At 65.7% G+C, this 25,671-nt stretch carries 23 protein-coding genes and 2 pseudogenes; 8 read left to right on the plus strand and 17 right to left on the minus strand.

Features of this window, described 5'->3' with window-relative positions; all coding sequences use genetic code 11:
* Positions 1-343: 343 nt before the first annotated feature.
* The 6 genes and pseudogenes from AC5Y5Z_RS16165 to AC5Y5Z_RS16190 form a co-directional block, all read right to left on the minus strand.
* Positions 344-769 (minus strand): PIN domain-containing protein, encoded by a 426-nt coding sequence (locus tag AC5Y5Z_RS16165; protein WP_499926262.1) that lies wholly within the window; start codon positions 767-769, stop codon positions 344-346.
* A 310-nt stretch (positions 770-1,079) separates the two neighbouring features.
* Positions 1,080-1,409 (minus strand): annotated as a pseudogene (locus AC5Y5Z_RS16170) (GntR family transcriptional regulator); the annotation flags it as partial.
* Positions 1,410-1,541: 132 nt separating this feature from the next.
* Entirely contained in the window at positions 1,542-1,853 is a 312-nt protein-coding gene (locus AC5Y5Z_RS16175) for a type II toxin-antitoxin system PemK/MazF family toxin (RefSeq protein WP_499926264.1), read from the minus strand.
* Positions 1,843-2,076: a hypothetical protein gene (locus AC5Y5Z_RS16180; RefSeq protein ID WP_499926266.1), complete on the minus strand. Its 234-nt coding sequence runs from the start codon at positions 2,074-2,076 to the stop codon at positions 1,843-1,845. The genes AC5Y5Z_RS16175 and AC5Y5Z_RS16180 overlap by 11 nt, the downstream gene beginning before the upstream one ends.
* Before the next feature lie 349 nt (positions 2,077-2,425).
* Positions 2,426-2,890 (minus strand): SRPBCC family protein, encoded by a 465-nt coding sequence (locus AC5Y5Z_RS16185; protein WP_463824310.1) that lies wholly within the window; start codon positions 2,888-2,890, stop codon positions 2,426-2,428.
* Positions 2,891-2,971: 81 nt separating this feature from the next.
* A pseudogene (locus AC5Y5Z_RS16190) lies at positions 2,972-3,801 on the minus strand (alpha/beta fold hydrolase).
* Positions 3,802-3,872: 71 nt separating this feature from the next.
* On the opposite strand from AC5Y5Z_RS16190, the gene AC5Y5Z_RS16195 reads away from it, so the two are divergent.
* Entirely contained in the window at positions 3,873-4,460 is a 588-nt protein-coding gene (locus tag AC5Y5Z_RS16195) for a TetR/AcrR family transcriptional regulator (protein ID WP_463824308.1), read from the plus strand.
* A 1-nt stretch (position 4,461) separates the two neighbouring features.
* Here AC5Y5Z_RS16195 and AC5Y5Z_RS16200 read toward each other — a convergent pair whose 3' ends face one another.
* A complete protein-coding gene (locus AC5Y5Z_RS16200) occupies positions 4,462-4,755 on the minus strand; it encodes a hypothetical protein (RefSeq protein WP_499926269.1) in 294 nt (97 codons plus the stop codon).
* 159 nt (positions 4,756-4,914) lie between these two features.
* On the opposite strand from AC5Y5Z_RS16200, the gene AC5Y5Z_RS16205 reads away from it, so the two are divergent.
* Both AC5Y5Z_RS16205 and AC5Y5Z_RS16210 read left to right on the plus strand, forming a co-directional pair.
* A complete protein-coding gene (locus AC5Y5Z_RS16205) occupies positions 4,915-6,378 on the plus strand; it encodes a biotin carboxylase (RefSeq protein ID WP_499926271.1) in 1,464 nt (487 codons plus the stop codon).
* A gap of 11 nt (positions 6,379-6,389) precedes the next feature.
* On the plus strand, positions 6,390-7,556 hold the full coding sequence (locus AC5Y5Z_RS16210; RefSeq protein WP_499926273.1) for a serine hydrolase domain-containing protein: 1,167 nt from the start codon (positions 6,390-6,392) through the stop codon (positions 7,554-7,556).
* A 47-nt stretch (positions 7,557-7,603) separates the two neighbouring features.
* Here AC5Y5Z_RS16210 and AC5Y5Z_RS16215 read toward each other — a convergent pair whose 3' ends face one another.
* Positions 7,604-9,595, minus strand: coding sequence for a PE domain-containing protein (locus tag AC5Y5Z_RS16215; protein WP_499926275.1), 1,992 nt, complete (start codon positions 9,593-9,595; stop codon positions 7,604-7,606).
* A 243-nt stretch (positions 9,596-9,838) separates the two neighbouring features.
* On the opposite strand from AC5Y5Z_RS16215, the gene AC5Y5Z_RS16220 reads away from it, so the two are divergent.
* A complete protein-coding gene (locus tag AC5Y5Z_RS16220) occupies positions 9,839-10,402 on the plus strand; it encodes an FKBP-type peptidyl-prolyl cis-trans isomerase (protein WP_499926277.1) in 564 nt (187 codons plus the stop codon).
* Here the strand turns inward: AC5Y5Z_RS16220 and AC5Y5Z_RS16225 are convergent.
* Positions 10,361-10,840 (minus strand): SRPBCC family protein, encoded by a 480-nt coding sequence (locus AC5Y5Z_RS16225; RefSeq protein WP_499926279.1) that lies wholly within the window; start codon positions 10,838-10,840, stop codon positions 10,361-10,363. The genes AC5Y5Z_RS16220 and AC5Y5Z_RS16225 overlap by 42 nt on opposite strands.
* A gap of 91 nt (positions 10,841-10,931) precedes the next feature.
* Here AC5Y5Z_RS16225 and AC5Y5Z_RS16230 point away from each other — a divergent pair, with 91 nt between their 5' ends.
* From AC5Y5Z_RS16230 to AC5Y5Z_RS16240, 3 genes are all read left to right on the plus strand, one after another.
* Positions 10,932-11,885, plus strand: a complete 954-nt coding sequence (locus AC5Y5Z_RS16230; protein ID WP_499918825.1) for a GGDEF domain-containing protein — start codon at positions 10,932-10,934, stop codon at positions 11,883-11,885.
* Between the two features lie 65 nt (positions 11,886-11,950).
* Positions 11,951-12,874 carry a class I SAM-dependent methyltransferase gene (locus AC5Y5Z_RS16235; RefSeq protein ID WP_499926281.1) on the plus strand — a complete coding sequence of 308 codons (924 nt, stop codon included), beginning with the start codon at positions 11,951-11,953 and terminating at the stop codon, positions 12,872-12,874.
* 81 nt (positions 12,875-12,955) lie between these two features.
* The gene (locus tag AC5Y5Z_RS16240; protein ID WP_499926283.1) at positions 12,956-13,804 is read left to right on the plus strand and encodes an aldo/keto reductase; all 849 of its coding nucleotides are present in this window, start codon (positions 12,956-12,958) and stop codon (positions 13,802-13,804) included.
* Positions 13,805-13,820: 16 nt separating this feature from the next.
* On the opposite strand, the gene AC5Y5Z_RS16245 is transcribed toward AC5Y5Z_RS16240, so the two are convergent.
* From AC5Y5Z_RS16245 to AC5Y5Z_RS16265, 5 genes are all read right to left on the minus strand, one after another.
* Positions 13,821-15,056 carry an osmoprotectant NAGGN system M42 family peptidase gene (locus AC5Y5Z_RS16245; protein WP_499926285.1) on the minus strand — a complete coding sequence of 412 codons (1,236 nt, stop codon included), beginning with the start codon at positions 15,054-15,056 and terminating at the stop codon, positions 13,821-13,823.
* A gap of 102 nt (positions 15,057-15,158) precedes the next feature.
* A complete protein-coding gene (locus AC5Y5Z_RS16250) occupies positions 15,159-16,235 on the minus strand; it encodes a M42 family metallopeptidase (RefSeq protein ID WP_499926287.1) in 1,077 nt (358 codons plus the stop codon).
* A complete protein-coding gene (zwf, locus tag AC5Y5Z_RS16255) occupies positions 16,236-17,738 on the minus strand; it encodes a glucose-6-phosphate dehydrogenase (RefSeq protein WP_463824296.1) in 1,503 nt (500 codons plus the stop codon).
* 44 nt (positions 17,739-17,782) lie between these two features.
* A complete protein-coding gene (gene hrpA / locus AC5Y5Z_RS16260; RefSeq protein ID WP_499926289.1) occupies positions 17,783-21,697 on the minus strand; it encodes an ATP-dependent RNA helicase HrpA in 3,915 nt (1,304 codons plus the stop codon).
* Between the two features lie 28 nt (positions 21,698-21,725).
* Positions 21,726-22,040 carry a hypothetical protein gene (locus tag AC5Y5Z_RS16265; RefSeq protein ID WP_463824294.1) on the minus strand — a complete coding sequence of 105 codons (315 nt, stop codon included), beginning with the start codon at positions 22,038-22,040 and terminating at the stop codon, positions 21,726-21,728.
* A 117-nt stretch (positions 22,041-22,157) separates the two neighbouring features.
* Between AC5Y5Z_RS16265 and AC5Y5Z_RS16270 the strand changes: the two genes are divergently transcribed.
* Positions 22,158-22,799, plus strand: coding sequence for a cutinase family protein (locus tag AC5Y5Z_RS16270; RefSeq protein ID WP_463824293.1), 642 nt, complete (start codon positions 22,158-22,160; stop codon positions 22,797-22,799).
* A gap of 7 nt (positions 22,800-22,806) precedes the next feature.
* Here AC5Y5Z_RS16270 and AC5Y5Z_RS16275 read toward each other — a convergent pair whose 3' ends face one another.
* The 3 genes from AC5Y5Z_RS16275 to AC5Y5Z_RS16285 form a co-directional block, all read right to left on the minus strand.
* Complete coding sequence (locus tag AC5Y5Z_RS16275; RefSeq protein ID WP_499926292.1) at positions 22,807-24,159, minus strand: PPE family protein, SVP subgroup; 1,353 nt, start codon at positions 24,157-24,159, stop codon at positions 22,807-22,809.
* A 206-nt stretch (positions 24,160-24,365) separates the two neighbouring features.
* Positions 24,366-24,800, minus strand: a complete 435-nt coding sequence (locus tag AC5Y5Z_RS16280; RefSeq protein WP_499926294.1) for a hypothetical protein — start codon at positions 24,798-24,800, stop codon at positions 24,366-24,368.
* A gap of 1 nt (position 24,801) precedes the next feature.
* Entirely contained in the window at positions 24,802-25,611 is an 810-nt protein-coding gene (locus tag AC5Y5Z_RS16285; protein WP_463824290.1) for a 1-acyl-sn-glycerol-3-phosphate acyltransferase, read from the minus strand.
* Positions 25,612-25,671 lie beyond the last annotated feature (60 nt).

A 25,671-nucleotide genomic window follows, 5' to 3' on the forward strand; every position in this document is an offset into this window, starting at 1 on the left:
ATCCAGTAAACCAGTGCATATTGCATCAGATGAATCATCGCGCTCCTCCCATCGTCTTCGGCTGCGGTGCAGGACTTTCCGCCCGTCATGCCTACGGTGCAGACTCGCGCGCTCGTAGAGACGAATGCATCCGCGCGCCCTTCCCCGCGTGGATCGCCGAGAAATCGGCTGCCGTGCGGCAAGGCTCCGTAACACCCGTGAAGGTGCGCGTACATGGCGGCACCAAGCCCACGCAGAAGCCGACCTTGCCCTCGGCGGCGACGCGGCGCCTGAGCAATGCTGCATATTGCGATATTGCGCTTCGGGACAACGGTTTCAATCGCCCTCCACGCCCTGCCCGGGCCTAACTGATGGCGCCCCGTTCCAACGCCCACCGATGCTGGAAGGTAAATACTTCGGCAGCGATCTCGAAATCGGCGTCGTAGTGGAGCAGTGTCACATCATGGGCATTGGCAAGGGTGGCGATCAGGAGGTCGGCCATGCCGACGGCGCGATGGCGACCGGTGCTGGCCAGCGACCGCTGCGCATCCAGCGCCACCTGCCAGTGCTCATCGTTTGTCGGCAGGTACTCGTATGCGAGGCGGCGATCTGACCACAGCTGTGTGTACTCCGCGGCGGTCCGGGCGCTGTAAAGCGCTTCGGCATCGAGCTGGGCGGTGGTTGCGACCAATCCTGCCTCGATGAGCGGGGCAAGTCGGTCGGCGACGGTGGGGTGTGTCATGCGCGCCGCAGCACTGGTGTCGATGAGATACCGAGCTACTACCGCCACACATCACCTCGTTGACCAGGGTCAGCCATCTCCCTCATACCGCCAGCCTTCAGCCATGCGACTTGGCGTGCGCGAGCAGACGCCGCCGCAGCCTGCTGCAAGGCGATCCGGACCGTATCTGATACGCCGGACGTCTTTAGTTCCTTCTGCGCGGCCGCCAACAGGTCATCATCGAGGTCAATCAAGCGCTTTGTCATCTGGCTGCCCCACCTGGATATATACGAAACCTTGATCAAGTATATACACCTGCGGCGTCGGGCGGCTAAACCATGCCGCGGACGGAGAATATGCAGCAATCGAATACGCAGGGTTACCAGTAAATGTCGCTGTGTTCATCCTGCGCGAGCGGGCGCGGCACCCCAACAGCAGCGGCCTGTTCGCCCTCACACGCCTTCGCCACTTCAGCCATCACCGGGGGTTCGATAAGCAGCCGCAACTCCACCAATTCGTCGAGTTCGGTACCAGACAGCTGCGTCACCCGGAAGCCGGTGTGGGGAACCACTTTCACCATGCCCTTGCGCACCAGGTCCAGCATCGCCTCACGCACGAGAGTGGCCGAAACTCCAAGCAAGTCGGCGAGATACGGTGCCGGATAGACGTGTCCGGGCTGCATCTGACCGGTGATCAGGACCGACCGTAGCGCCTCGGTGACCGGACCGCGAAGGGTAGTCGGAGGTGGAGACGGCGGGGGTGTTCATGTGAAATGTCCTCTGCTCGGTGGTGTCTTAGAACCGGACGGCGTCGACGAACTTGGTCCGAGGCTGTCTGACGCTCATAGATCGAGGACGATGCGCAGTGCCGCATCAACACGGCGCATCTCATCGAAGGTTAGCAACCCGACGCTCTTGCCGAGTCGGCCCGGGTCGACTGCGGCCGCCTGTTCGGCAAGCACGCGGGTGTTCCCGCCGCCGATTTCGACTTCGGGACGAAAGCTGGCGGCACGAGCCGACGTGGATGTTGGTGCAACTAGCCACGTCGACAGGGGCAGTTGATCTGACTGGACTACTACGGCGTAGCGGGAACCGGACTGCTCGTGACCGCGACTCCCCCGCGGGGCACGCAGCTGAAAGACCTCACCACGCACGCAACGTCTCCATGTCGCGCAGCACCTGCATGGCCTCAGCGCGGTCGGACTCGTCTTTGGCAAGCCTTTCCGCCTCGGCGCGAATCGCCGCGCCGGCCTTCCGTCGTGCGGCATCGATAAGAGCAGATCGAACGGCTACGGACACGGCGGTTCCGTCTTTGGTCAAGACCTCCAGCGCCATCAATGTGTCTTCGTCGGGCCTGAAGGTGATTGTGTCAGCCATTACAACAGTGTACGACGTTTTGTAAGACGACCGCTGGATCCAAATGAGCGCTTTTTCACCCAGCAGCGGCAACTCCAGCAGCGCTTATTCGCCGACAACCGGTGTGGCCGGTAGCAAACAGAACATGCACGTCTGGATCGTCTCGGCCATTGCTATCCAGCAGCCCCCGCCCCGGGGCTTCCGTCACAGCGGGTCGATCAGGTTGTCGATGTTGCGCCGGGTTTGCCTGCGGGAGATTCTTACGGCGACGAATCAGCTCCGCTGGGCCGATGCCGGAACGAGGCAGCGGTCGAAGCTCTGCCACCGGCGTACCGTCCCGGTTCTCACTCGTTCGTCCGGTGCCTGCGTTTCAGGTGGAAGCTTCGGCATCCAAGCGAGCGAGGGTGTCGCTCAGCTGATCTTTCGTCACCAGCGGGAACTTCACTTTTTCCAGCAATTTCTTGTCAGTGACCTTCGACCAGTCATAGGTGTGTCGGACCAGGGTCTCGTTGGGCCCCTGCGCCTCCAACTCCCACAGCCACTCCCAGCCGGGCGGCTCAGTGCCCGCTGGCGCGGTCTTCCACGCCACCAATTTGTCCTTCACATAACCGGATACGTGGTTGTCCGTTTTGTATTCGCCGCCCATGTGGTCGCCCTGCATGTTCATGGTGAACACGTCGCCGACGCGCTGGATCCGGTCGGCCTGGTCCACGCTGCGGACGAACCCAGACCCATCGAGAGCCGGGTGTCGATTGGGGTTGGTGAGGACGTCGAAGACCGCATCGACGGGCGCGGCAATTGTTCTTTCGACGGTGACCATCTCGTTATTGCTCATACCCTGACACTGCCCAAACTTTCTCGGGGTGAAACGTTGCCGCGTCCGTGTCACACCGTGGCCCGCTTCCCAGTCTCTCGATCATTTGGCGAAATTGCGCAGCACCTCTGCCATCGCCTGCGGTTGATCTTCGGGGACCAGCGTCCAGGAGTCTTCGATGATTACCTTGGTCGCGTCGGGATAGAGCTCGACCAGTCGGTCGGCGTGTGACAGCGGCATCATCCTGTCTTCCCTGGCCCAGACCACCAGCACCGGCCGGTGGAAACTGTTCATTCGGTCGGACAGTTCGAGCAGCCGCCGCCGCGACGGCGCCCCGGTGGCGAACTTCACCAGATCCCTACGCACAGCCCGGTTTTCGACGGCGGGGCGAAACCACTCGTCGAACAGCGCGTCGGGTATCGGTGATTTGCTCAGAGCGCCGTAGGCCCGGGTGCTGTGGCGAAGAACTGGGTTCCCAGCATCTTGCTGAGGATCCAACCACCGCCCGGCAATCGGCACAGCATCGCTGCGGGCCTGGCGGGTTTGGGCGGGTAGTTGTCGAATGCGGTGCACGATGCCAGCACCATCCGTCCGATGCGTGTGTCCCGACCTTCGGTAATGAGGAATTGTCCACCGCCCCAGTCGTTGAGGACGAGAGTCACGTCATCGAGTGCGAGAGCGTCGAGGAAGTCGGCAAGGATTGCGGCCACACCCGTTTCGGAGAGATCCGCGTCGTGGTTCATCGGTGTGGTGTGGGCGCCGAGCGGAAGTGTCGGCGTGATACAGCGGTACTCCGGCAGCAGTGGCAGGACTTTGCGCCACTGCCGTCCGTCCATCAGCAGACCGTGGCCGAATACCAGGATCGGGCCGTCGCCACCGGTGTCGTCGTAGTAGATCCGGCCGGACGGCAACTCGACAGACGGCACAACCATCTCCTAGATAGAGCGTTCTAACCAGGCTCACGATATGATGCCGACGAGCAACGCGCAAGAAGGGAAGCGTCATGGCGGATGCCAACACTCGCAGCCGGATTCTGGCCGCGACGGCCGAGCTTTACCGACGCCAGGGCATGCCCGCCACCGGCCTCAAACAGATCTCGGCAGCCGCGGGCGCTCCCTTCGGCTCGATCTACCACCACTTCCCAGGCGGCAAAGAGGAGATCAGCGTCGAAGTCATACGGCTCGAAGGGATCCGCTACGGCGAGTTCGTCGGCGCGCAGTTGGCGGAGACCGACCCACTTGACGGCATCCCGACGTTGTTCGAACACGCCGGCAAACTGCTGGAGTCCCAGGACTACAGCGAAGCGTGCTCCATCGAAACCATCGCCCTGGAAGTCGCCAGCACCAACGAGCGGTTACGACTCGAGGCCGCTGAAGTCTTCGATAATTGGCTGACCCGCCTTGCCGAGTGGTTTAACCAGCTCGACATCACCGACGAGGACAGCCGGCGCTTGGCGACGATCACCCTGACTGCCCTCGAAGGCGCCTTCGTCCTCTGCCGTACCATGCGCTCGATCGAACCAATCATGTTCGCAGGGTACGGAGTTCAAGCGGCAGTGCGAGCGGCTGTCCACTCCGGCCCGGCCACCTGAGCTAGGTCGGTTCTGACACCTCAGCCTGCCACCGACCGCGCCGTTGCTCGTCGGTCTGCTCCCACCACGGCGGCGAACCACGTTCACCCAGAGCGACTTTCGCGGCCTGCACACCCGCCCGGGAAGTCGATTCCTGCGGTGTTCCCTTGGTGCGGCGCACTTCTCGACGCCAAGCCATCAATATCCGGACCAGCTCGACCCGGCGCTCCTCGGGAATTGACGGATCGGTGGCCCGCCAGCGCCGACCGTCGACCATGATGTAGCGTCCGTCGTCGGTCGTCTCCGGTCCGTCCACCAAACGATGATATTCGCGCCACATGTCGATCCGATACGAATGGCCCGGCGCCATGCCGCACACTGAGGAGATGAACGTGAGTCTCCCGAGCCCGGCTGCGCCGAGCGCAGCGCCCTCGCCCGCACCGCGAATCCAGGTGCCGACGTCACTGCGGCCGGCATGAGCGGGGCCGCACCGCGCCGATTGGATGGCCTGTCCGACGTACGCGCGTTTTTCCACAACAATGTCGTGCCGCTGTACTTCATCTCGCCGACCCCATTCAATCTGCTGGGGATCGACCGCTGGATCCGAAATTTCTTCTACCTGACCTACTTTGATTCGTTCGAAGGCACGCATTCGCGCGTGTTCGTCCCCCGCCGCCGCGACCGCCGCGACTTCGATTCCATGGGCGACGTCTGCAACCATTTGCTGTCCGATCCCGAGACGCTGGAGTTCATCGCCGGCCGCGGCCCCGGCGGCAAGTCCTGCTTCGTGATGATGGACAGCGAAACCCAGTCCCTGGCACGCCAAGCGGGCCTGGAGATCATGCATCCGCCGGTGGAGCTGCGCGAGCGCCTGGGATCGAAGATCGTCATGACGCGTCTGGCGAACGAGGCTGGCGTGCCGAGTGTGCCGCACGCCATCGGGCGGGTTGGCTCCTTCGACGAACTGCAGGCGCTCGCCCAGAACGCCGGCCTGGGAGATGACCTGGTCATCTCCATCGCGTACGGCGCCGCCGGCAGCGGGACATTTTTCGTGCACGGTCAGCGTGACTGGGATCAGCACGCGGCCAACCTGATCGGTCAACAAGAAGTCAAGGTTATGAAGCGCATCCGCAACGTGGAGGTGTGCATCGAAGGAGCCGTGACCCGTCACGGCACGGTGATCGGTCCCGCGATGACGAGTCTCGTCGGGTATTCGGAGCTGACTCCCACCCGCGGCAGCTGGTGCGGCAACGACATCTGGCGCGAAGTGCTGCCGCCCGACCAGACCCACGCCGCCCGCGAGATGGTGCGAAAGCTGGGTGACGTCCTGAGCCACGAAGGCTACCGCGGCTACTTCGAGGTGGACCTCCTGCATGACCTGGACTCCGGCGAGCTTTACCTCGGCGAGGTGAACCCGCGGCTCAGTGGCGCAAGCCCGATGACGAACCTGACGACAGAGGCCTACGCCGACATGCCCCTGTTCCTGTTCCACCTGCTCGAATACATGGACGTGGAGTATGACCTCGACATCGAGGAGATCAACACGCGCTGGGAGCGGGGCTACGGCGAGAACGAGGTCTGGGGTCAGGTGATCCTCACCGAGACCTCACCGGACGTCGAGATTTTCACCGCGACGCCGCGCACCGGCGTGTGGCGGATCGACGACGACGGTCGCGTCTCGTTTGCGCGGTCGGCCAACGACTGGGCCACGCTGCTCGACGGGTCCGAGGCCTTCTACATGCGGGTTGCGTCGCCGGGCGACTTGCGTTCGGAGGGTGCACAACTCGGCGTGCTGGTCACCCGCGGGCATCTGCAGACCGACGATTATCAGCTCACCGAACGCTGCAAGCGCTGGGTCAAGGGCATGAAGGCCAAGTTCGTCTCCACTCCTCTGGCCCCGGCCTCGCCCATCGTCTCGCGCCTGGTCGCGCGGGCCTGAGCAACGCCTCCATGAGTCGCGTCCCGGCCGGGGTGTCGTTGGCAAACTGGCTGTCAGCGCCCTACGCGCAGTGGTCTTTTCAGCACGTCGAGGACATGGTGCCGACGGTGGCGATATCGCGCGGCAACGGGCCGGTCGCGTCGTTGCCGGTATCCCGCACGGCGGTGGCGGACATTGAGGTGACCAGAACCGGTGGGACCGCAACGACTGTCGGCGCGGTGATGGCAGCCACCGCTACCGACGGATGGGCTGTGTGCCACCGCGGAATGATGCTGGCCGAGGAATATTGCACCGACCTGAAACCCGAGACCAGACACCTGTTGTTCTCGGTGAGCAAGTCTCTGGTGGCAACCGTCGTCGGGGCGCTGCAGGAATCGGGCGCCATCGAAATCGACGCGCCAGTGACGACATATGTTCCCGCCCTGTCGAATTGCGGTTACCAGGGTGCGACGGTGCGCAATCTGCTGGACATGAGATCAGGTATTGCGTTTTCCGAGAACTACGACGACCCGGACGCCGAGATACACCTGCTCGACCAGGCGATCGGGTGGGCGCCCCGGAGCAGTCCGGCCGCCGTCCCCACACTCAAAGAATTCCTGCTGACCCTGCGGCGGAAAACCGTGCACGGCGGCGCCTTTCAATATCGCTCGTGTGAAACCGACGTACTCGGCTGGATCTGCGAAGTCGCCGGGACCCAACGCATGCCCGAACTCATGTCAGAGTTGTTATGGAGCCGTATCGGTGCGCAGAGTGATGCCACCATCGGCGTAGACAGTTCAGGCACCGGCTTTTTCGACGGTGGCATCAACGCCACTCTCACTGACATGATCCGGTTCGGCTCGCTGTTCCTGCGCGACGGTGTCTCGTTGACGGGGCAACAGGTGGTGCCTTCAGCCTGGATCGCCGACACCCTCAACGGCGGACCCGACTCCCGCCATGCGTTCGCGACCAGCCCCGACGACAACGAAATGCCCGGCGGGATGTATCGCAACCAGATGTGGTTTCCCTACCCGGGCAACAACGTCGTGTTGTGTCAGGGCATGTGCGGCCAGATGATCTACATCAACCGCAGCGCAGAAGTGGTCGCGGCCAAGCTGTCCGCGCAGTCGAACTCCCACGAGCCGCACATGGTGGATACGCTGCGCGCGTTCGACGCGGTCGCCCGCGAATTGGTCTGAACGCCTGAGCCGTTTGCGTTGGCCCGGATGAACAGGGTCGAGAAGCCTTAGATGAACGGGTTCAATATCGGCGGGATGATCTGGTTACCGGTCACCCCGGTGAACCGGACGTAGATCTGGGCGGGGATGTTCAGCGTCTGATAGACGCCGGCACCGACCCATGACACCGGTAGCCGTAGGAAGTCGGGTACCGAATCGACGATCCCTTGAATCGGGTCGTACACGTAGTACGGAATCGTGGCTGCGACGGTTCGCGAGCCGAGACTCAAGTTCGTCACGACGTCCGGGTAACCCTGGGCGGCGAAGTCGGCGCTGATCACGCTGTACAGGTTGGTCTCAAACGGAGTGGTGCTGATAGTGGGATTCACATAGGTGCCATCGAAGACGCTCGACGTCAGAGGCGCGCCCTGCATGTATGCCGGCGGCGCAATGTTGAAGGTATCCATGACTGTCGGCGTGGTGCTGACGATCTGCCAGGAATTATTGATCCACCCGTCGTGGACATCGTTGTACGCCTGGTCCCACATGAGGAAAGACGCTGTCTCCACGGGAGATTGGAAGCCGTGACCGATGCCGGCGATGTTCGTATCGGTGTGACCGTGATCGGTGACGATGAGGACGTTCCATTCCTCGCCATTGTCAGCTTCCCACTTGCTGACTGCCCCGAGCAGGCCACTACCGGCGGGGTCAGTGGTACTGGCGTAATGACCCAGAAGGCCATCCATCTGCCTAACGGCGGCCGCGTACTCCGGGGAGGCACCACCGTATGCGTGTCCCATTTCATCGACACCGACGTAGTACGAGAAAATAAGATTGCCTTGATTCTTGTCGGCAGATTGAATCGCGGTAATAGTTTTACTTTGGACTTCTGCCTGCGACGCCGTCCAGTACGGGTCATTGGCACCCTGCGGAACAAATGTGATGTTGTCCGCGCGGATCGAGCCGGCGCCCGCGATATCGGTAATCACCGGCCAGTTCCCGATGACCGTGGTTTCGATACCTTCCCCATAGGCACCCTCGAGCTGGTTGTAAATGGTCGGCCAGTTGTCGTAGGTCCAGGGGGTGAAGACATTGTTGGTCACGCCCGCGGTCTCGCTCCACACGCCGGTGTTAATGGTCGTCCACGACGGGTTGGAGACGCTGGTATGCCCGACGACAGTGGAGGCGGAAGTAGTGCTGTTCAGCATGAACTGGCGGAAGTTCACGTTCGCCGGGTCGGCCAGGATTCTGGCCAGGTTGGTGCCGTCCGTGCCGATCAACAGGAAATTCGCATCGGGTGTCGCCATAGCGAATTCCTTGGCGGTTTGGAGATCGAAAACGGTGATCACGGACCCCGGGTTGCCGGTCGCGCCCGGCGAGCCGAACAAGAAAGATCCGCTGCCGCCGGGTCCACCGGCGCCGGGGGAAATGGTTGTCGGAGTTGCCGAGCCGAAAACGGCGCCGCCGAACCCGCCCGTACCGCCCGCTCCACCATTGCCCCAGAACAACCCGCCGGTCCCGCCGGCGCCGCCCACACCGCCGCGCAATCCACCGGTGCCGCCCGCTCCCCCGTTACCAAAGAACCCGGCGTTGCCGCCGCGACCGCCGGCCTGCCCCGGCGTACCTGACCCGCCCCGTCCCCCGTTTCCCCAGAGGATCCCGCCGTCTCCACCGGCTTGCCCGGTGCCGTTGACACCGTTGTAGCCGTCACCGATCAACGGGCGGCCCAGGAAGAAGTTCGTCGGCCCGTTGATCACGTCGAGTGCCATCTGCCCGACGTTGGCGGCCTCGGCGGTGGAGTAGGCGTTGGCGCTGGTGGTCAGCGTCCGCAGGAACTGCTCGCCGAATGCCGCCGCCTGGGCGTTGATGGCCTGGTACGCCTGCCCGTGCGTCGAGAACAACGCCGCGATCGACTCGGACACTTCATCGCCGGCGGCGCTCAGCAGCTGTGTGGTGGAGGCCGCCGCCGCCTGGTTCGCGGTCTGAACGGCCGATCCGACCCCGGCCAAATTAGTGACTGCGGTGGCAAACAGGTCTGGTGATGCGAAGACATAGGACACCGGCGTGTCTCCCTCTCGGTACAAAACGCTGCGTTGCTGAGTCGTCCGACTTCCGGAGCGTATCGCTGCGCTGCACCGAACGGGACGTTTTGTTGACATTTGACCTACGTGTCATGGCGGACATCGAATAGCGCCGAATTGGGCTCTGCGTCAGCCGCTTTTGACACAGCGGGGTCAGGTCGCGGACCGCTGAGCGGGCCGCGGCGACTCGTCGCGCAGGACCACGGTGACCGACGCGGTAACGTGACCGCCGTGAAATCCTCCCCGGCGTATTACGCCGTCGCCCTCGCATTCGCATGCTTCCTCGCAGCTGTTGTCCTGCCCTCAGGCACGGCGACCGCCGCCGAATCCTGCCCCACCGCAGCCCCACCGGCCGGAGCGGCACCCGACTGGACGCTGGCCGGAACCACCGGCAGCATCGCCGTCACCGGACCGACGGATGCGACTGCTCCGCGGGTGACCGTGACCGGGCCGTTCAGCGTCGCCCAAACCCAGGTGCACACCCTGCGGGCCGGGGACGGACCGTTGGCCTCGGCCACCGCGCGGGTCTCAGTCTGCTACCTGGGCGTCAACGGACGTGACGGGTCGGTCTTCGACAGCAGCTACGACCGGGGCGCCCCGGTCAGCTTCTCGCTGCTAGGAGTCATCCCCGGCTTTCAGAAGGCCATTACCGGACAGAAGGTCGGCTCCACCGTCGCCGTCGCAGCGACCCCGGCGGACGGCTACCCCGAGGGTCAGCCCAGCGCTGGAATCCGTCCGGGCGACTCACTCATCTTCGTCATCAAGATCCTCAGCGCCGCCGGCTGAGCCGCGGGCGACCGCGAGCACCCGCTTGCGCACACCTCCGGTTGCCGATTGCATCAACCAGTTGGTTCCTTTGCGGACCAGAAAACCCGGCACCGGCGCCGAAAGATCGACCATGAGCTCCAAGCGCAGTCGAGTGGAGTCACCTTCGGGCGTCAGGACGTAGCGGCCTTCTTGGGCGCGTAAATAGTTGCCGCTCAACAATGTCCAGCTCAAACCATCGTCGTGAAAGCGGTAGGCCATCACGTGCTCGTCACTGGCACCCAACACCTTGACGGTCTGACGGACCTTGCTGGGCAGGCCTTTTTCGTTCCGCTCCAGGATCTCGACCTTGTCATGCAGTGCCGACCAGGACGGCAACGCCTCGAGATCCATCAACACGTCCATGACCTGATTCGGCGACGCTGGAATGACGACTTCGCGGGATTCGGTGATTGCCATCGGCACAGCCTGTCATCTCACCGGATGAGCGTCAGCGTAGCTCGGCGCGCTGATGGTGAATGCCCCGCGCGTCGGCATTTATTCTTGACCGGTGTCCTGGCAAGCGGACCCGCAGCCGTCAGCGCGACGATGGCATCTGATCGGCCTGGCCGGCTACCTCGGCATGCTCGGTATCTATGCCGCCGCGGCGTCGCGGGTCACCGCGGACCACAACGACGATCGCTTGCACTGGCTGCTGGGCGCCGCAGCGTTGATGGGCATCGCCGGTGCGCTGCTCGGCTGGCTGCGGGGGTGGCAGGAGCGACGAACGATGCTGGTGGCATGGCCGGTGGCGGGGATGATTGTCACCATCCTGGCCGGCTGGTTGGAGCCGCACGCCACCCGTGATTTTCCAGGCACCATCACGATTGCATTCGCCTATATCGGCCTGACCCGGCCGCGTTGGACCTCGTTGAAAATTGTCCCGCTCGGCATTGTGGCGTTCCTCGCCGGGGGCGGTAAAGCCTTCCCCGGCGCGCTGCCCGCAGCGATCCCCCCGGCGATCATGTGGATGCTGGTCGCCGAGGTCCCGGCCTGGCTCATCGACCGGCTGGAACAACAGAGCAAACTGCTGCGCAAGATCGCGCAGACCGATGCCCTCACCCAACTACTCGATCGCAGCACGCTGGGACCCCGGTTGTCGATGCACGCCAGCGAATCGGCGGTGGTCCTGCTCGACCTCGACAACTTCAAGCGCTACAACGACCGTCACGGCCACGAGGCCGGCGACGAACTTCTGGTGTCCTTCGCCGACGCGCTGCGCTGGTCGGTGCGCAAGGACGACATCGTCTTCCGTATCGGCGGCGACGAATTTCTGATCATGCTCCTCGGGGCCGATCGTGCCCAGGCCGAGCAGGTCGTTGACCGGCTTCGCAGCCACTGGTCCGAGGTGGGCGGCCAGGTCGGGTTCAGCGCTGGGATCGCTGCTGGGGAGCAGGATCTGCTGCGACTGGCCGACGAGCACATGTACGCTGCCAAACGCTCCCGCGGCCTGCCCACGGAGTGAGCGGCGCGCGCCTGACGGCGATTAGGCTGGCGAAGTATTCCATAGCCCGCGACGGGAGAAAACGTATGTCGTCTATTGGTTCGGCACGCTCTGATGGGGACAGTTGGGACCTGGCTTCCAGTGTCGGCGCGACTGCGACGATGGTGGCCGCCGCCCGCGCGCTGGCTTCCGCCGACCCGGATCCGCTGCTCGACGATCGCTTCGCCGAACCGCTGGTGCGTGCGGTCGGGCACCCTTTCTTCACCCGGATGTTGGACGGTGAGATCCCGCTCGACGACGCCGACATGCCGATGGACTTTCAGCAGCGGCGCGAGCAGATGACGGTGCGGACCAGGTTCTTCGACGACTTCTTCAGCGCCGCAACCGCTGCCGGCATCCGTCAGGCGGTGATTCTGGCGGCTGGGCTTGACGCCCGGGCCTACCGGTTGTCCTGGCCGATGGGAACAGTGGTTTTCGAAGTCGACCAGCCCGATGTCATCACCTTCAAGAGCGTCACCCTGGCTCAGATCGGCGCTGAACCAACGGTGGAACGCCGTCCGGTGGGGATCGACCTGCGCGAAGACTGGCCTACCGCATTGGCGGACAACATGTTCGACGCCTCTCAGCCGACAGCCTGGATCGCCGAGGGGCTGCTCCCCTACTTGCCGCCCGACGCTCAGGACCGGCTACTGGACAACATCACCGCGCTCAGCGCCCCCGGCAGCCGGCTGGCGACCGAAAACATCAAAGACATGAGCGTTTTCACCGACGAGCGGGCCCGCGCCATGCGCAGCAGCTGGCGCAAACACGGACTCGACATCGACGTCGCCGAATTGGTGTGGCTCGGTCCGCGACGGCAGGCCGGTGAGCATCTGGCGGCCACCGGTTGGACGGTCACCCACCACTCCACCGAGCAGGTGTATGCCGAATACGGTTTCGTGGTGCCGGACAACGAGATTCTTGCGGAGTTCCGTCAGGCCGTTGGTTATGTCAGCGCGGAGTTGGGCTGACGGGTGCTCGTCGCACGCCGGTGTTGTGATTCGCGCTGAAGTGGGCATCCCGTCCTCAACCGCACTAGGAGGATCCAGCACATGAGCCATGTCCCGTCCATCAACCTCAACGACGGGCACACGATCCCGCAACTGGGTTTCGGCGTCTTCCAGATCGAGCCGCAGGAGACGGCGGCCGCGGTCCGCTCCGCCCTGGAGGTGGGCTACCGACACATCGACACCGCGCAGATGTACGGCAACGAAAAGGAAGTGGGCCAAGGCATTCGCGATGCGGGCCTGGACCGCAGCGAGGTGTTCGTCACGAGCAAACTCAACAACGGCTATCACCGACCCGACGACGCACGCCGCGCCTTCGACGAAACGCTGTTGGCACTGGGCTCGGACTACGTCGATCTGTTCCTCATCCACTGGCCGCTGCCGATGCTGTACGACGGTGATTTCCTGGCCACCTGGACCACGCTCGAAGAGTTCGCCCGGGACGGGCGCGCCCGTAGCATCGGTGTGTCGAACTTCCAGCCGAATCATCTGGACCAGTTGGCCGCCGGATCGCAGACCGTACCCGCGGTGAACCAGATCGAGGTGCACCCCTACTTCACCAACGACCAGGTGCGCGCCTACGACCTGGAGCACGAGATCGCCACTGAGGCCTGGTCACCGATTGCTCAGGGCAAGGTCCTCGACGATCAGGCGATCGTCGGAGTCGCTCGCGCAGTTGGCAAATCGCCCGCGCAGGTGGTGTTGCGCTGGCACATCCAGCGCGGCGACATCGTATTCCCGAAGTCGGTCAACGTCGACCGGATGAAGTCGAACTTCGACATCTTCGACTTCGAACTGAGCGGTGACGACATGACCGTGATCAGCGGGCTGGATCGCGGCGAGGACGGCCGCACCGGGGCGCACCCCGACGAGTTCGACTACATCCCGGACTGAGCGGTTCCCGGACGCCTCAGCTCTGCGGGCCCACCGAGGGCGGCCAGTGCGTGCCCGGCGAGGCGTCGCCGGGTTCGGCGTGCTCACCCCGCGACAAGGGCACCCACTGCTCGCTCGGCGCAGGTTGCTTCGATGACGGGAAGTCGCGCAGTTTGCCCGACGGCTTGGCGTCCCACTGGGCGAAGGTCAACGGCGTCTGCAGCCAGGCGTGCAGCAGGTTGTACACCGCCTCCAGGGAGTCCATGTGGGTTCGCTCCCAGCCGTGGCTGCCGTCCAGGCCGAAGCCGACGAGCGCGGCCCGGGTGCCGGCTCCTGCCTCGATCGCCGCGGCGGCGTCTGATCGGTAGTAGCGGAACACGTCTCGCGCGTACGGTATCTCGCAGCTCTCGGCGAGCCGGCACAGTTTGCGGGTCAGGTGATAGTCGAACGGTCCGTGCATGTCGGCCATCGGGATCGTCACGCCGTCCTCGAGGGAATGCTGGCCGGGCGCGCACACCGCGTTGTCGACGGACACCAGTTCGGCGGCGTCGGCGGGCAGGCCGTGACTGGCGCCGTGGCCGACCTCCTCGGTGATGGTGACCATGATGGTGGTGCGGTGCGGCAGCACCACCCCGTTCTCGGCGAAGTTCTTGGCCAGCGCGAGCGCGACTGCGACGCCCGCCTTCCCGTCGAGGTGACGGGACACGATGAAGCCGTCGGCGGTGAGTTCGGGACTGGTGATCATGGCGACGAAATCGCCGACGTGCAGGCCGAGCCGGACCAGGTCTTCGCGCGAGGACACCTTGCGATCCACGCGGACCTCGACGTGCTCCCAGTCGGTCGGCTGGGTGTCGATCTCGTCGCCGAACGCGTGCCCGCTGGCTTTCAACGGCAACACCGTGCCGGTGATGAACTCGTCGGGATCGTCGATGAAGATGCGGACTCGGGCACCGGCGGCGAACCGCGCGGAGAACGTGCCGACGGGGACCAGCTCCAGGCGACCGTTGTCCTTGAGCCTGCGGACCATGCAGCCGATGGTGTCGGCGTGCACCACCAACGCCCGGTCGGTGGTCTTGGACTTCCCGGCCAGTTCCGCGGTGAGCGCTCCGCGCCGCGTCAGGGAGAAGGGCACCCCGAATTCGTCGAGGATGCCGCCGATCAGTTGCATCACCGCGTCGGTACGTCCCGACGGGCTCGGTGTCTGCAGCAGCGCGAGCAGCGTGTCGATCATCCACGCGCGATCGGCTTCGGCCATGGCCGCCTTGTGGACCACGCCGCCTCCTTCCAGATTGTTTGGACTCGTGTTCAACCTAGCGGTGTTTCGCATCGGCCGATTGCCGAGGGCGGGCACCGCGACTCGGCGCGGCGTGCCGCGCTACGTCTGTGCGCGGGTTGGTGGCCGCGGCTCCACCAGAAAGTCCACGACGATGGCGGCCATGTCTTCAATTGCGTTGCGCGCCATGACTTCGAAGCCGTGAGTGCTCAGCGTGGGCAGGCACAGCAGCCCGGCGCGCGGAGTCAGGCCGTAGGCCTTGGCGTGGGAGGCGTCGGACTCGAACGCCCCGAGCGCGGCCGCCTGGGGCGTCAATCCGTGGTCGGCGGCGATCGCCATCAGCCGGTCGGCGACGTCCTTGTCGTAGACGCACAGCGCGTCGCTGTAGCCGACAATCGGGCCGCCGGTGACGCTGGTCCCGTATTCCGCTTCGGTGGGTCCGACCTCCAGCGCGAGGGTGAGCGTGCCAGGCAGTGTGGCGCTGGCGTAGGACCCGCCCACGCCGCCGATCTCCTCGTTGGTGGTGAATACCAGATAGACGTCCGCAGCGGGCCGTTGCCCGTCGGAGTCGAGTCGGCGCGCGGCGAGCAGGAGCGCGGTCACCGCCGCGCGGTCGTCGAGGAAATAGGAGCCGAGGTAATCGCCGACGTCGACCAGGGTTCGCTTGCTGCGGTCGACGCAGATCCGGGTGCCGGGATGCACGCCGGCGTCGGCGAGTTCGGCCGGACTTCGGCCGGTGAAGACATAAACGTGCTGCCAGTCCAGCGCCCGGTCGCCCTGATCGGGTTTGGTCTCCCAGATTCGCTGGCTTTCCTTGGTGGTGTGCTCGGAACCGAGGGTGAGCACCGCGGTGAACGTCTCGTTGTCGCCGAGCACCGCGACCGGACCGAGCCCGAAGTTGCCCGGATACATCGTCCCTAACTGCGTCAGGTGCAGGGAGCCGTCGGGTTCGACGCGCTTGACCAGCATGGAGAGTTCGTCCATGTGGGCCATCACCTTCGTGGCGGGTGCCCCGCCTCCGGCGAGGTAGCCGACCAGGTTGCCGGCGTCGTCGGTCCACATGTCGTCGACGTGGGGTTGCAGCTCACGGGCACAGATCGTCCGTACTGCTTCTTCCTGACCGCACGGCCCGTACGCCCACAGGAGTTCCTGCAGCAGTTCGGCGGTCGAGTCGGGCACCTACGTCCCCTTGCGTTCGCGCCATTCCCGTTCGAACGGCAACCGCCACGCGTTGGGTGCGATCAACTGGTGAATGGCGTTTGGTCCCCACGTGCCGGCCTGGTACATCTTTGCCGGCGGTGGGTCGTCGAGCAGATCCTGCGAACGCTCCCACAACGATTCGATGCCTTCGGCGGTGGTGAACAAAGTGTGATCGCCGCGCATCGCGTCGAGGATCAGCCGCTCGTAGGCCTCCAGCACGTCCACCACGGTGTCCACCTCCTGGGAGGAGAATTGCATGGACAGCTTGTCCAGCTTCATCCCCGGCCCGGGCCGCTTGCCGTAGAAGGACAGCGAGACCTTGGAGTTGTCGGCCAGATCGAAGGTCAGGTGATCGGGACCCTGGGTTCCCACGCCCGAGCCGGGCGGGAACATGGTGCGGGGAGCTTCTTTGAAGGCGATCGAGATGATGCGGATGCCTTCGGCCAGCTTCTTGCCGGTCCGCAAATAGATCGGTACCCCGGCCCAGCGCCAGTTGTCGATGCCGACCTTGAGGGCGATGAACGTCTCGGTGTCGGAGTCCTTGGCCACCCCCTTCTCTTTGCGGTAACCCGCGTACTGCCCGCGGACCACGTTGGACGTCTTGACCGGCAGCATCGACCGGAACACCTTGTTCTTCTCTTCGCTGATCGCGTACGGTTCCAGCGCCGTCGGCGGTTCCATCACCACGAATGCCATCACCTGGAACAGGTGGGTGACGACCATGTCCTTGTAGGCGCCGGTGTTCTCGTAGAAATTCGCGCGCTCATCCAATCCGAGGGTTTCGGGGATGTCGATCTGGATGTGGTCGATGAAGTTGCGGTTCCAGATCGGCTCGAACAGGCCGTTGGCGAAGCGGAACGCCAGAATGTTCTGCGCGGCCTCCTTGCCCAGGAAGTGGTCGATCCGGAAGATCTGCGATTCCTCGAACGTCTCGTGCACGAAGTCGTTGAGGGCTACGGCGCTGGCCAGGTCGGTGCCGAACGGTTTTTCCATCACCACCCGGGACCGGTCGACGAGATCGGCTTCCCGCAGCGTCGAGATAACGTCGCGCGCCGCCTTCGGCGGGACCGACAGATAGTGCAACCGGCGCACGCCTGCACCCAGGTTCTGTTCGGCACGCGCTACTGCGTCGGCGAGCGCCTCGGCGCCCGCGCCCTGCGGCACATAAGTGACGATGCGGGCGAAGTCCTCCCACTGTTCGGTGTTGAGTTTGTGGGTACCGAACGAGTCGATCGCGTCCTTGGCGATCTTGCGAAACTCGTCGTCGGTGAGGTCCTCCATGGACGTGGCGACGATCTGGATGTCCGGTGCGAGGTCGGACTGGTCCAGGTAGGCCAGGCCGGGCAACAGCTTGCGCTTGGCCAGATCCCCTGTAGCGCCGAACAACACGATGACATGCGGGTCCAGCGGGTCGGATTCGTGGCGGTGTGGGCGTGCGTCGGCCGCCGGATAGGAGATCGTCTGCGGTTTCTTGGTGGACACCATGGCGATACTTCCATCGCCGCGCTGGCTGCGCAGCAAGCAGGTCAAAAATGGTCCCGCGCGGCGTCGATCGCCCGCAGGATGCGCTGTTCGCTCACCGGGCGGGGCGTGCCGAGTTGCTGGGCCCACAGGCTCACCCGGAGTTCCTCGATCTGGTAGGCGATGTCGCGGACGTCGGCCGCCGCGGCGCGCTCCGGCGGCAGCGTGTGCAGCAGGTCGTCATAGGCGTCTTGCACGGTATGCACCCGTCGCATCCGCTCCTGGTCGGCCTGCACGGCGGGTGGCAACCGGTCGAGACGACGGCTCACCGCGGTCAGGTAGCGAGTCAGGGCACCAAGACGCGAGCGCCCGGTTGCGGTGACGAATCCGGGCGGCAGCAATCGGTCGAGCTGGGCTCGCACGTCGGTGATGGCCGCGGCCTGGGTTGCCGGTGGTTCAGCGGGCAGCGCGAGTTCGACCTGTCGCGCCGCGGACAGGACCGTCTCCACCTCCCGGACGACATCGAGGGTGGCCGTGGCGAGAGTCTGGGAAAGCCGGTCACGCAGTGCCGCGAACGCGGTGCGCGTCCACACCGGATGGGTGGCCAGCGCGTCGGTGGCGGCGTCGGCGCAGTCGTCGAGCAGTGCGCTCAGCGAGCCGTCGGGATTGCTGCCCAGGGTCAGCCGAGTACGTGGATTCAGTTGCCGTTCAACAGTTTTCGCTGGCGATGGGATGCTCAGCCGCAACAGTCGACGTACTCCGGGGCCCAGTGCGGCGCGTTGTTCGACGGCGGTCGGGAAGACGCGTAGCTCGACCGTCGTGCCGGCGTCGACGAACGCGGGAAAGCCTCGCACGGTCCGGCCGCTCACCGCCCGTTCGACGACGGACGGCAATTCGTCGAGGTCGTCGGGCCAGGTACGCAACGCGGTCCGTTCCAACTCGCCTGCGACGGCCCGGGCGACAGCCTGTCGCGCCGGGGCCGCCAACTTGTCCTGCAGCGCCTGGAGGTCCTTGCCGCGGGCCACCTCGGAACCGTCTGCGGACTCGACGGCGAACGTCACCCGCAGGTGCGACGGCAGCGAGCCCACATCGAAGGCATCCACAGGTACCACCACCCCGGTGCGACGACGAAGTTCGCGCTGCAACGCCGGCAGCAGCGGCTCGGTGCCGGCCTCGATACCGGCCAGCACCGCCCGCGCGGTGTCGGGTACCGGGACGAAGTTGCGCCGCAGGTCTTTCGGCAGCGAACGGATCAGTGCGGTGACGAGCTCTTCGCGCAGGGCCGGCACCTGCCAGGCGAACTCGTCGCCACCCAGGCGGGCCAGCACGTCGATCGGCACGTGCACGGTGACACCGTCATCGGCGGCGCCGGGCTCGAACCGGTAGGTCAGCGGCAGCGTCGCATCGCCGGTCCGCCAGGTGCCGGGCCGATCGGCGTCGGCATCGGTCTTGTCGGCGTGCAGCAATTCGTCGCGGGTGAAGGTCAGCAGCTCCGGGGTGCGGTGGCGCTGCTTTTTCCACCACCCGTCGAAATGCCGCGCCGAGACGACGTCGGCGGGAATGCGAGCGTCATACAGCGCGTAGATGTCGTCGTCGCCGACCAGCAGGTCGCGACGGCGTGCGCGCTCCTCGAGCTCCGCCAGCTCAGCCCGCAGCCGGGCGTTGTCGGCGAAGAAGTGATGGCGGGTCTGCCAGTCCCCCTCTACCAGCGCGTGACGGATGAACATTTCGCGTGCCACCGCCGGTTCGACCCGCGCATAGCCGACTCGACGGCGAGCGACCAGCGGCAGCCCGTACAGCGTCACCCGCTCGAAGGCCAGCACCTCCCCGCGCTGGGCGTCCCAATGCGGTTCGCTGTAGGTGCGCTGCACCAGATCGCCCGCGACCCGCTCGACCATCTCGGGCTGAATCCGCGCGGCGGTCCGCCCGTACAGGCGGCTGGTCTCGACCAGCTCGGCCACCACCACCCAACGCGGCGGCCGTTTGGCAAGCATCGAACCGGGGGCGAGGACGAACCGGGCGTTGCGCGCGCCCAGATATTCGCGTGCGTCCTCCCGGCGCATCCCCACATGGGACAGCAGACCGGCGAGCAGGGCCGCGTGGATCTGTGCCGACTCCGCCGGCTCGTCGGATTCGGTGATGCCCAGGTCGCGGGCGATGCTGCGCAGCTGCCCGGTCAGATCCTGCCACTCCCGGATCCGCAGGTAGTGCAGGAAATCCTCGCGGCACATGCGTCGGAAAGCATTGCCGGACAGTGTTTTTCGTTGGTCACGCAGATGGTTCCAGAGGTTCAGGTAGGCCATGAAGTCCGAGTGTTCGTCGGCGAACCGGGCGTGCTTCTGACGGGCGGCCTCCGCGCGGTCCGCGGGTCGCTCCCGTGGGTCGGGAATGGTCAGTGCCGCAGCCAGCACCAGCACCTCCCGCACGCACCCTTCGGTCTGAGCCTGCAGAATCATCCGGCCCAGCCGCGGATCGACGGGCAACCGTGCCAGGCGCTGGCCCAGTTCGGTGATCGCACCCTGCTGATCGAACGCGCCGAGTTCCTGCAGCAACTGCACGCCGTCGCGGACACTGCGCCGGTCCGGCGGGTCCAGAAAGGGGAAGTTCTCCACGTCCCCGAGTTGCAGCGCCGCCATCTGCAGGATCACCGCGGCAAGGTTGGTCCGCAGGATCTCCGGTTCGGTGTAGCGGGGGCGGGCCTGGAAATCCTGCTCGGAGTAGAGGCGGATACACACCCCGGGCGCCACCCGGCCGCACCGGCCGGCGCGTTGCGCCGCCGAAGCCTGCGAGATCGGCTCGATCGGTAGCCGCTGTACCTTCAGCCGGCGGCTGTAGCGCGAGATGCGGGCGTTGCCAGGGTCCACGACGTAGCGGATCCCCGGGACGGTCAACGAGGTCTCGGCGACATTGGTGGCCAACACCACCCGCCGACCGGTGTGGGGTGCGAACACCTTGTGCTGTTCGGCGGTGGGCAGCCGTGCGTACAGCGGCAGCACCTCGGTATGACGCAGTCCGCCCAAAGCCTCTGCGGTGTCGCGGATTTCGCGCTCACCGGAGAGGAACACCAGCACATCCCCCGGTGGCTCGGTCGCAAGTTCGTCGATCGCATCGAGGATCGCCTCGACCTCGTCGCGGGTCTCGGTCCGCACGATCTCCTGGTCAGGATCATCCGGATCAGCGGCATCTTCGGCGGGCGCTGCGGCGATCTCCAACGGGCGGTAGCGGATCTGCACCGGATAGGTCCGCCCGGACACCTCGACAATCGGGGCATCGCCGGCCACGCTGAAATGTTCGGCGAAGCGCTGCGGTTCGATGGTCGCCGAGGTGACGATCACTTTCAGATCAGGCCGGCGCGGCAGCAGCTCACGCAGGTATCCCAGCAGGAAGTCGATGTTGAGGCTGCGCTCGTGGGCTTCGTCGAGGATCAGGGTGTCGTAGCGCAGTAGGCGCCGGTCGCGCTGGATCTCCGCCAGCAGGATGCCGTCGGTCATCACCTTCACCAGAGTTCGGTCGCTGACCTGATCGGTGAACCGGACGGTATAGCCGACCACATCGCCGAGTGGGCTGTGCAGTTCATCGGCGATGCGCTGTGCGACAGTGCGCGCGGCCAACCGTCGGGGCTGGGTGTGTCCGACCGTGCCGCGGACGCCGCGGCCGAGTTCCAGGCAGATCTTGGGTAGCTGAGTGGTCTTGCCGGAGCCGGTCTCGCCGGCGACGACCACCACCTGGTGCTGCCGAATTGCCTCGGAGATTTCCTGGCGCCGGTCACTGACCGGCAGGTCGGGATAGGTGATCGCGGGGACCGCGTCCCGACGGGCCGCCACCAGCGCTTCCGCCGCGACCACCTGACTGGCCAGCGCTCGCAGCGCCGCGGGCTTCGCGCCGCGCGAGTTCCGTAACCGTCTGCCTAGGCGCGCCGCGTCGCGGATGGTCAACTCGTCGATTCGGCGGCGCAACTCCGCGGACGTCGGGTCGGCCACTCCGCAGAGGATAGGCCGTCCGGCTCCCCTAGCCCTCCGGCAGCACCGGCCGGCACATATTCATGCCCGGATCCCACCACTCCCCGCTGGCGCACGCGAGCGGCTGCGGTCCCACGCCCAAAGGCCGACACACGTTGGCCGTGGGGTCCCACCACTCGCCGTCCGCGCAGGCCAGGGGCTGTGGTCCCACGCCCAGGGGTCGGCACACCTTGCCGGTGGGATCGAACCATTCACCGTCGGCGCACTGCGCCGAGCTGACCGCCGGTGACACGACAGTTACCACCGCCCACGGCGCTGCCACCATGGCGGCGACGGCGACCAGACGACCGAGATTTGTCCACATGGCGCACCTCACATCGCGCTGTTCAGGGTGAATGACGGGATTTTTCCCGTCGCTGCCGAATTCCAAACTCTGCAGCCGCCGACAACTCCTGCGTCGGCGGTATGCCAGGATCGTGGCATGACTGCACGCAGCCTCGCCCGCATCCTCGGTGTCTTCGTCATGGCGACGTGGGCGTTGCTGAGCGTGCCGATCGCCGACCCGACCGCCACCGCCGACCCTTGCGCCGACGTCTCGATCGTCTTCGCCCGCGGAACGCACCAGGAGCCCGGCCTGGGCAACATCGGACAGGCCTTCACCGACTCGCTGACCACGCAGATCGCCGGACGTTCGGTCGAGGTCTACCCGGTGAACTACCCGGCCAATGACGACTACCACACCAGCGCACCGGCCGGCGCCGACGACGCGAGCGCCCACATCCAGGGCACCGTCGACAGCTGCCCGAATACCAAAATCGTGCTGGGTGGTTACTCCCAGGGCGCCACCGTGATCAATCTGGCCAGCAACCAACTGCCGCCCGCGGCGGCGAATCGGGTGGCGGCGATCGCCTACTTCGGCGAGCCGTCCAGCGGATTCTCGTCGGCGTTGTGGGGCGGCCCGTTGCCCACCCTCAACCCCGCCTACAGCGGCAAGTTGATCAGCCTGTGCGCCGCCGACGATCCGATCTGCACCGGGGGCGGCAACATCATCGCCCATGTCTCCTACATCGAGAACGGCATGACCAACCAGGCCGCCACGTTCGCCGCCAACCGGGTGAAGTAACCGGTCCTCAGTGCGCCAGCAGGCGCCGCTTCTGGTCGGTGAATTCGTCGTCGGTCAGAATTCCCGCGTCACGCAGCGACGCCAGCTCGCGCAGCTCGGTGGCGATGCTGGTGATCGGGCCGCCCGCCGGCACCGGCGCCGCGGTCCCCTCCGTCGCGTCCTGGGCTGACACCGCCCCGACCCGCTTGGTCACGCCGCCGACCCGCTCCCGGACGCGCGTTCCCGCCCCGCCCCCGGATCCGGTGGTGGCGGCCATCGCTCGCCCGGCCATCCCGGCCAGGGCCATCTGGCTGAACAAACTTCCGGCGCCGCCGGCCGCCCCCTCGGCCGCCGCGGCGGTCGCCGGTATCGACAGCGTGGCCAGGCGGATTGCCGGCGCGGCCGTGGTCCAGCCCGCCGGCACCGTCAACGCTCCGACCGTCGATGCCTCGCCGATCCCCGCCGCGATGGTCGAACCTGCGACGGGCGGCAGCGGCACCGGGCCCGAGTAGCTCGGTATCCGCGCCGCGCTGCTGACCACGTCGTCGGTGTGCAAACCGACGTAGTAGCCGTCGATGTCGTACGGCAACGCAGCGCCCCCCAGGATTCCGTCCAGGGTCAGACCCGACAGACCGATTTCGGGGTCCACGAAGATGCCACTGAGATCACCGAGGAGGTCGAGCACATCGAGCAGCGACGTCGGGTCGGCGGCCGCGGCGGGACTGGCCAGGCCGGTCAACGCATTGGGTACGGCGGAGAATGCCTGGGCCGCGTTGGACACCGTGTTCTGTACGTTGCCGGCCGAGATTCCGCCGGCCTGGGTGACCGCGGCGGCCTGGGCCGGTAACCCGCCGGGACTGGTGCTGGACTCCGGCCCGCTGAAGGGCTCCAGCATGGTCGCTGCCGCGGCGGCTGCCGCATACCCGAGCATGGCGCCGGTGTCCTGCGCCCACATCTCGGCGTACGCGATTTCGGTGGCGGCGATGGCGGGCAGGTTCTGTCCGAAGAAGTTGGTCGCGATCAGCGACGTCAGCTGGGTGCGGTTGGCGGTGACCACCGGTGGTGGCACCGTCTCGGCAAATGCCGTTTCGTAGGCGACGGCTGCTGCCGTGGCCTGGTTGGCCGTTTGCTCCGCCTGCCGCGCGGTGACCTGTAGCCAGGCCAGGTAGGGGGCGGCCGCGGCCGTCATCGACGCCGACGCCGGCCCCACCCAGGGTCCGGCAGTCAGGCTGGTGAGCACCGACTGGTAGGCGCTCGCCGTCGACTGCAGACCGGCCGCCAAATCGTCCCAGGCCGCGGCGGCTCCCAGCAGCGATCCCGAACCTGGACCGGCGTACATCAGCGCGGAGTTGATCTCCGGCGGCAGCAAGGCGAAATACATGGCGTCCTCCCGGTCGGTGCCGTCGGGTGCCCGCTGAGTGCTTGAGCCGGCGCAAGAATGCAACCACTCAGCGTGAGGTCCGAACACCCAGCAGGTCGCCTGTTGGTCGCACAGGCTTTACCAATAAACCACACAATTGTCCGCCAGCTACTATTGCCAGCGGAAAGTGTTTATTCTCACCTGGGCCGCTGCTCAGGGCCCCTCAGCTATCTGTCGAACTCGAGATGGTGCCGAATCTCCTCGGCCGCGGCCTCCAGATTCCGGTTGACCAGTCCCCGGCCCAGCCACTCGCTGATCCGGGCCACGCCCAGTCCGGTGGCGGAGAAGGTCAGGGTCAGAGTCAAGCGGCTCCCGTCGTCTTCCGGCTCGACCAGCGCTGCGAAGGTATGCCGCGTCCCCTGCACCGATCGCCACTTGAGCAGACTGCCCCGGGGCGGGGTGATGAGCACCCGCCCGCCGAGCTGGATCGTGCCGCCGTCCATGAAGACGTCCCACAGTTCGCCGTCGTCGCGGGACTTGATGAAGCTGCAACGGCTGAACGTAGACACTTCCGGGAACAGGCGGCGCGGGTCGGTGACGAAAGCTCCGCTTTCCTCCAGCGGGCACCGGACATGGCGGGCAACCGTGATCGTCTGCGTCATGTCAGCGGACTAACGGCACGATGGTCTTGCTGGCCAATTTGGACAGACCCACCTGCATGACGCTGGTGACGTAGTCGTAGGCGCGGTCCCAATCCGGCTCCTCCCCGAACCGCTTGCGAAGGTCGATCGGGTCCAGCGCCTGCATCCGGATTTTTGCCGGCAGCGGGAAGTGCGGCAGCGGCAGCGGCGACAAACCCCATGGGATGCTCAGCGTCAGTGGCAAGCTCTTCACGCGGGCCAACTTGTCCAGCCGCAGCAGCTGAGCGGTGCGGCGTCCGTCATTGAGTACGAACAACGTGTCGTGGCCGCCCGTCGCGATCACCGGCACGATTTTGACGTTGCACTTGTGCGCCAACCGCAGGAAACCCTTGCGTCCGGAAAAGACGATCTTGTTGCGATCACGCCAGGGGCGCAGCGCCTCGACGTCGCCGCCGGGATAGACCAGCGCGGAGCCGCCGCTGGTGAAGACCTGCTCGGCGAAAGAGTTGGCCGCCGGAACCACGCCGAGCTTGCGGGTCAGTCCCCCGATGCCGGGGGCGCCGGCGACCGTGTCGTGCGCCAGCGCATAGAGCGGGCGGCCCTCGATGGTGAAGTAGGTGTTGTAGGCGAGCAGGAAGACGAAGGTGTCCGGCGTCGCGCCGCCGCCGCTGTGATTGCCGACGAACAACACCGGCTCGTCGGGGACCTTGTCGAAGCCATGCACCTCGGCGCGGAACCACACCGTCGCGGCCAGCCACAGCGGCGGTAGCACGGCACGGATGAACTCCGGGTCGCGGTGGCGGAGTTCCTCGGGAAGGCGTGGCCGGCTCATCTCGATGAGATTAACCGCGGCGACGGATTCCACGCCCGGTGGTCACCAGTTCCCGGTGCG

It is taken from the genome of Mycobacterium sp. NGS29 (assembly GCF_059812965.1).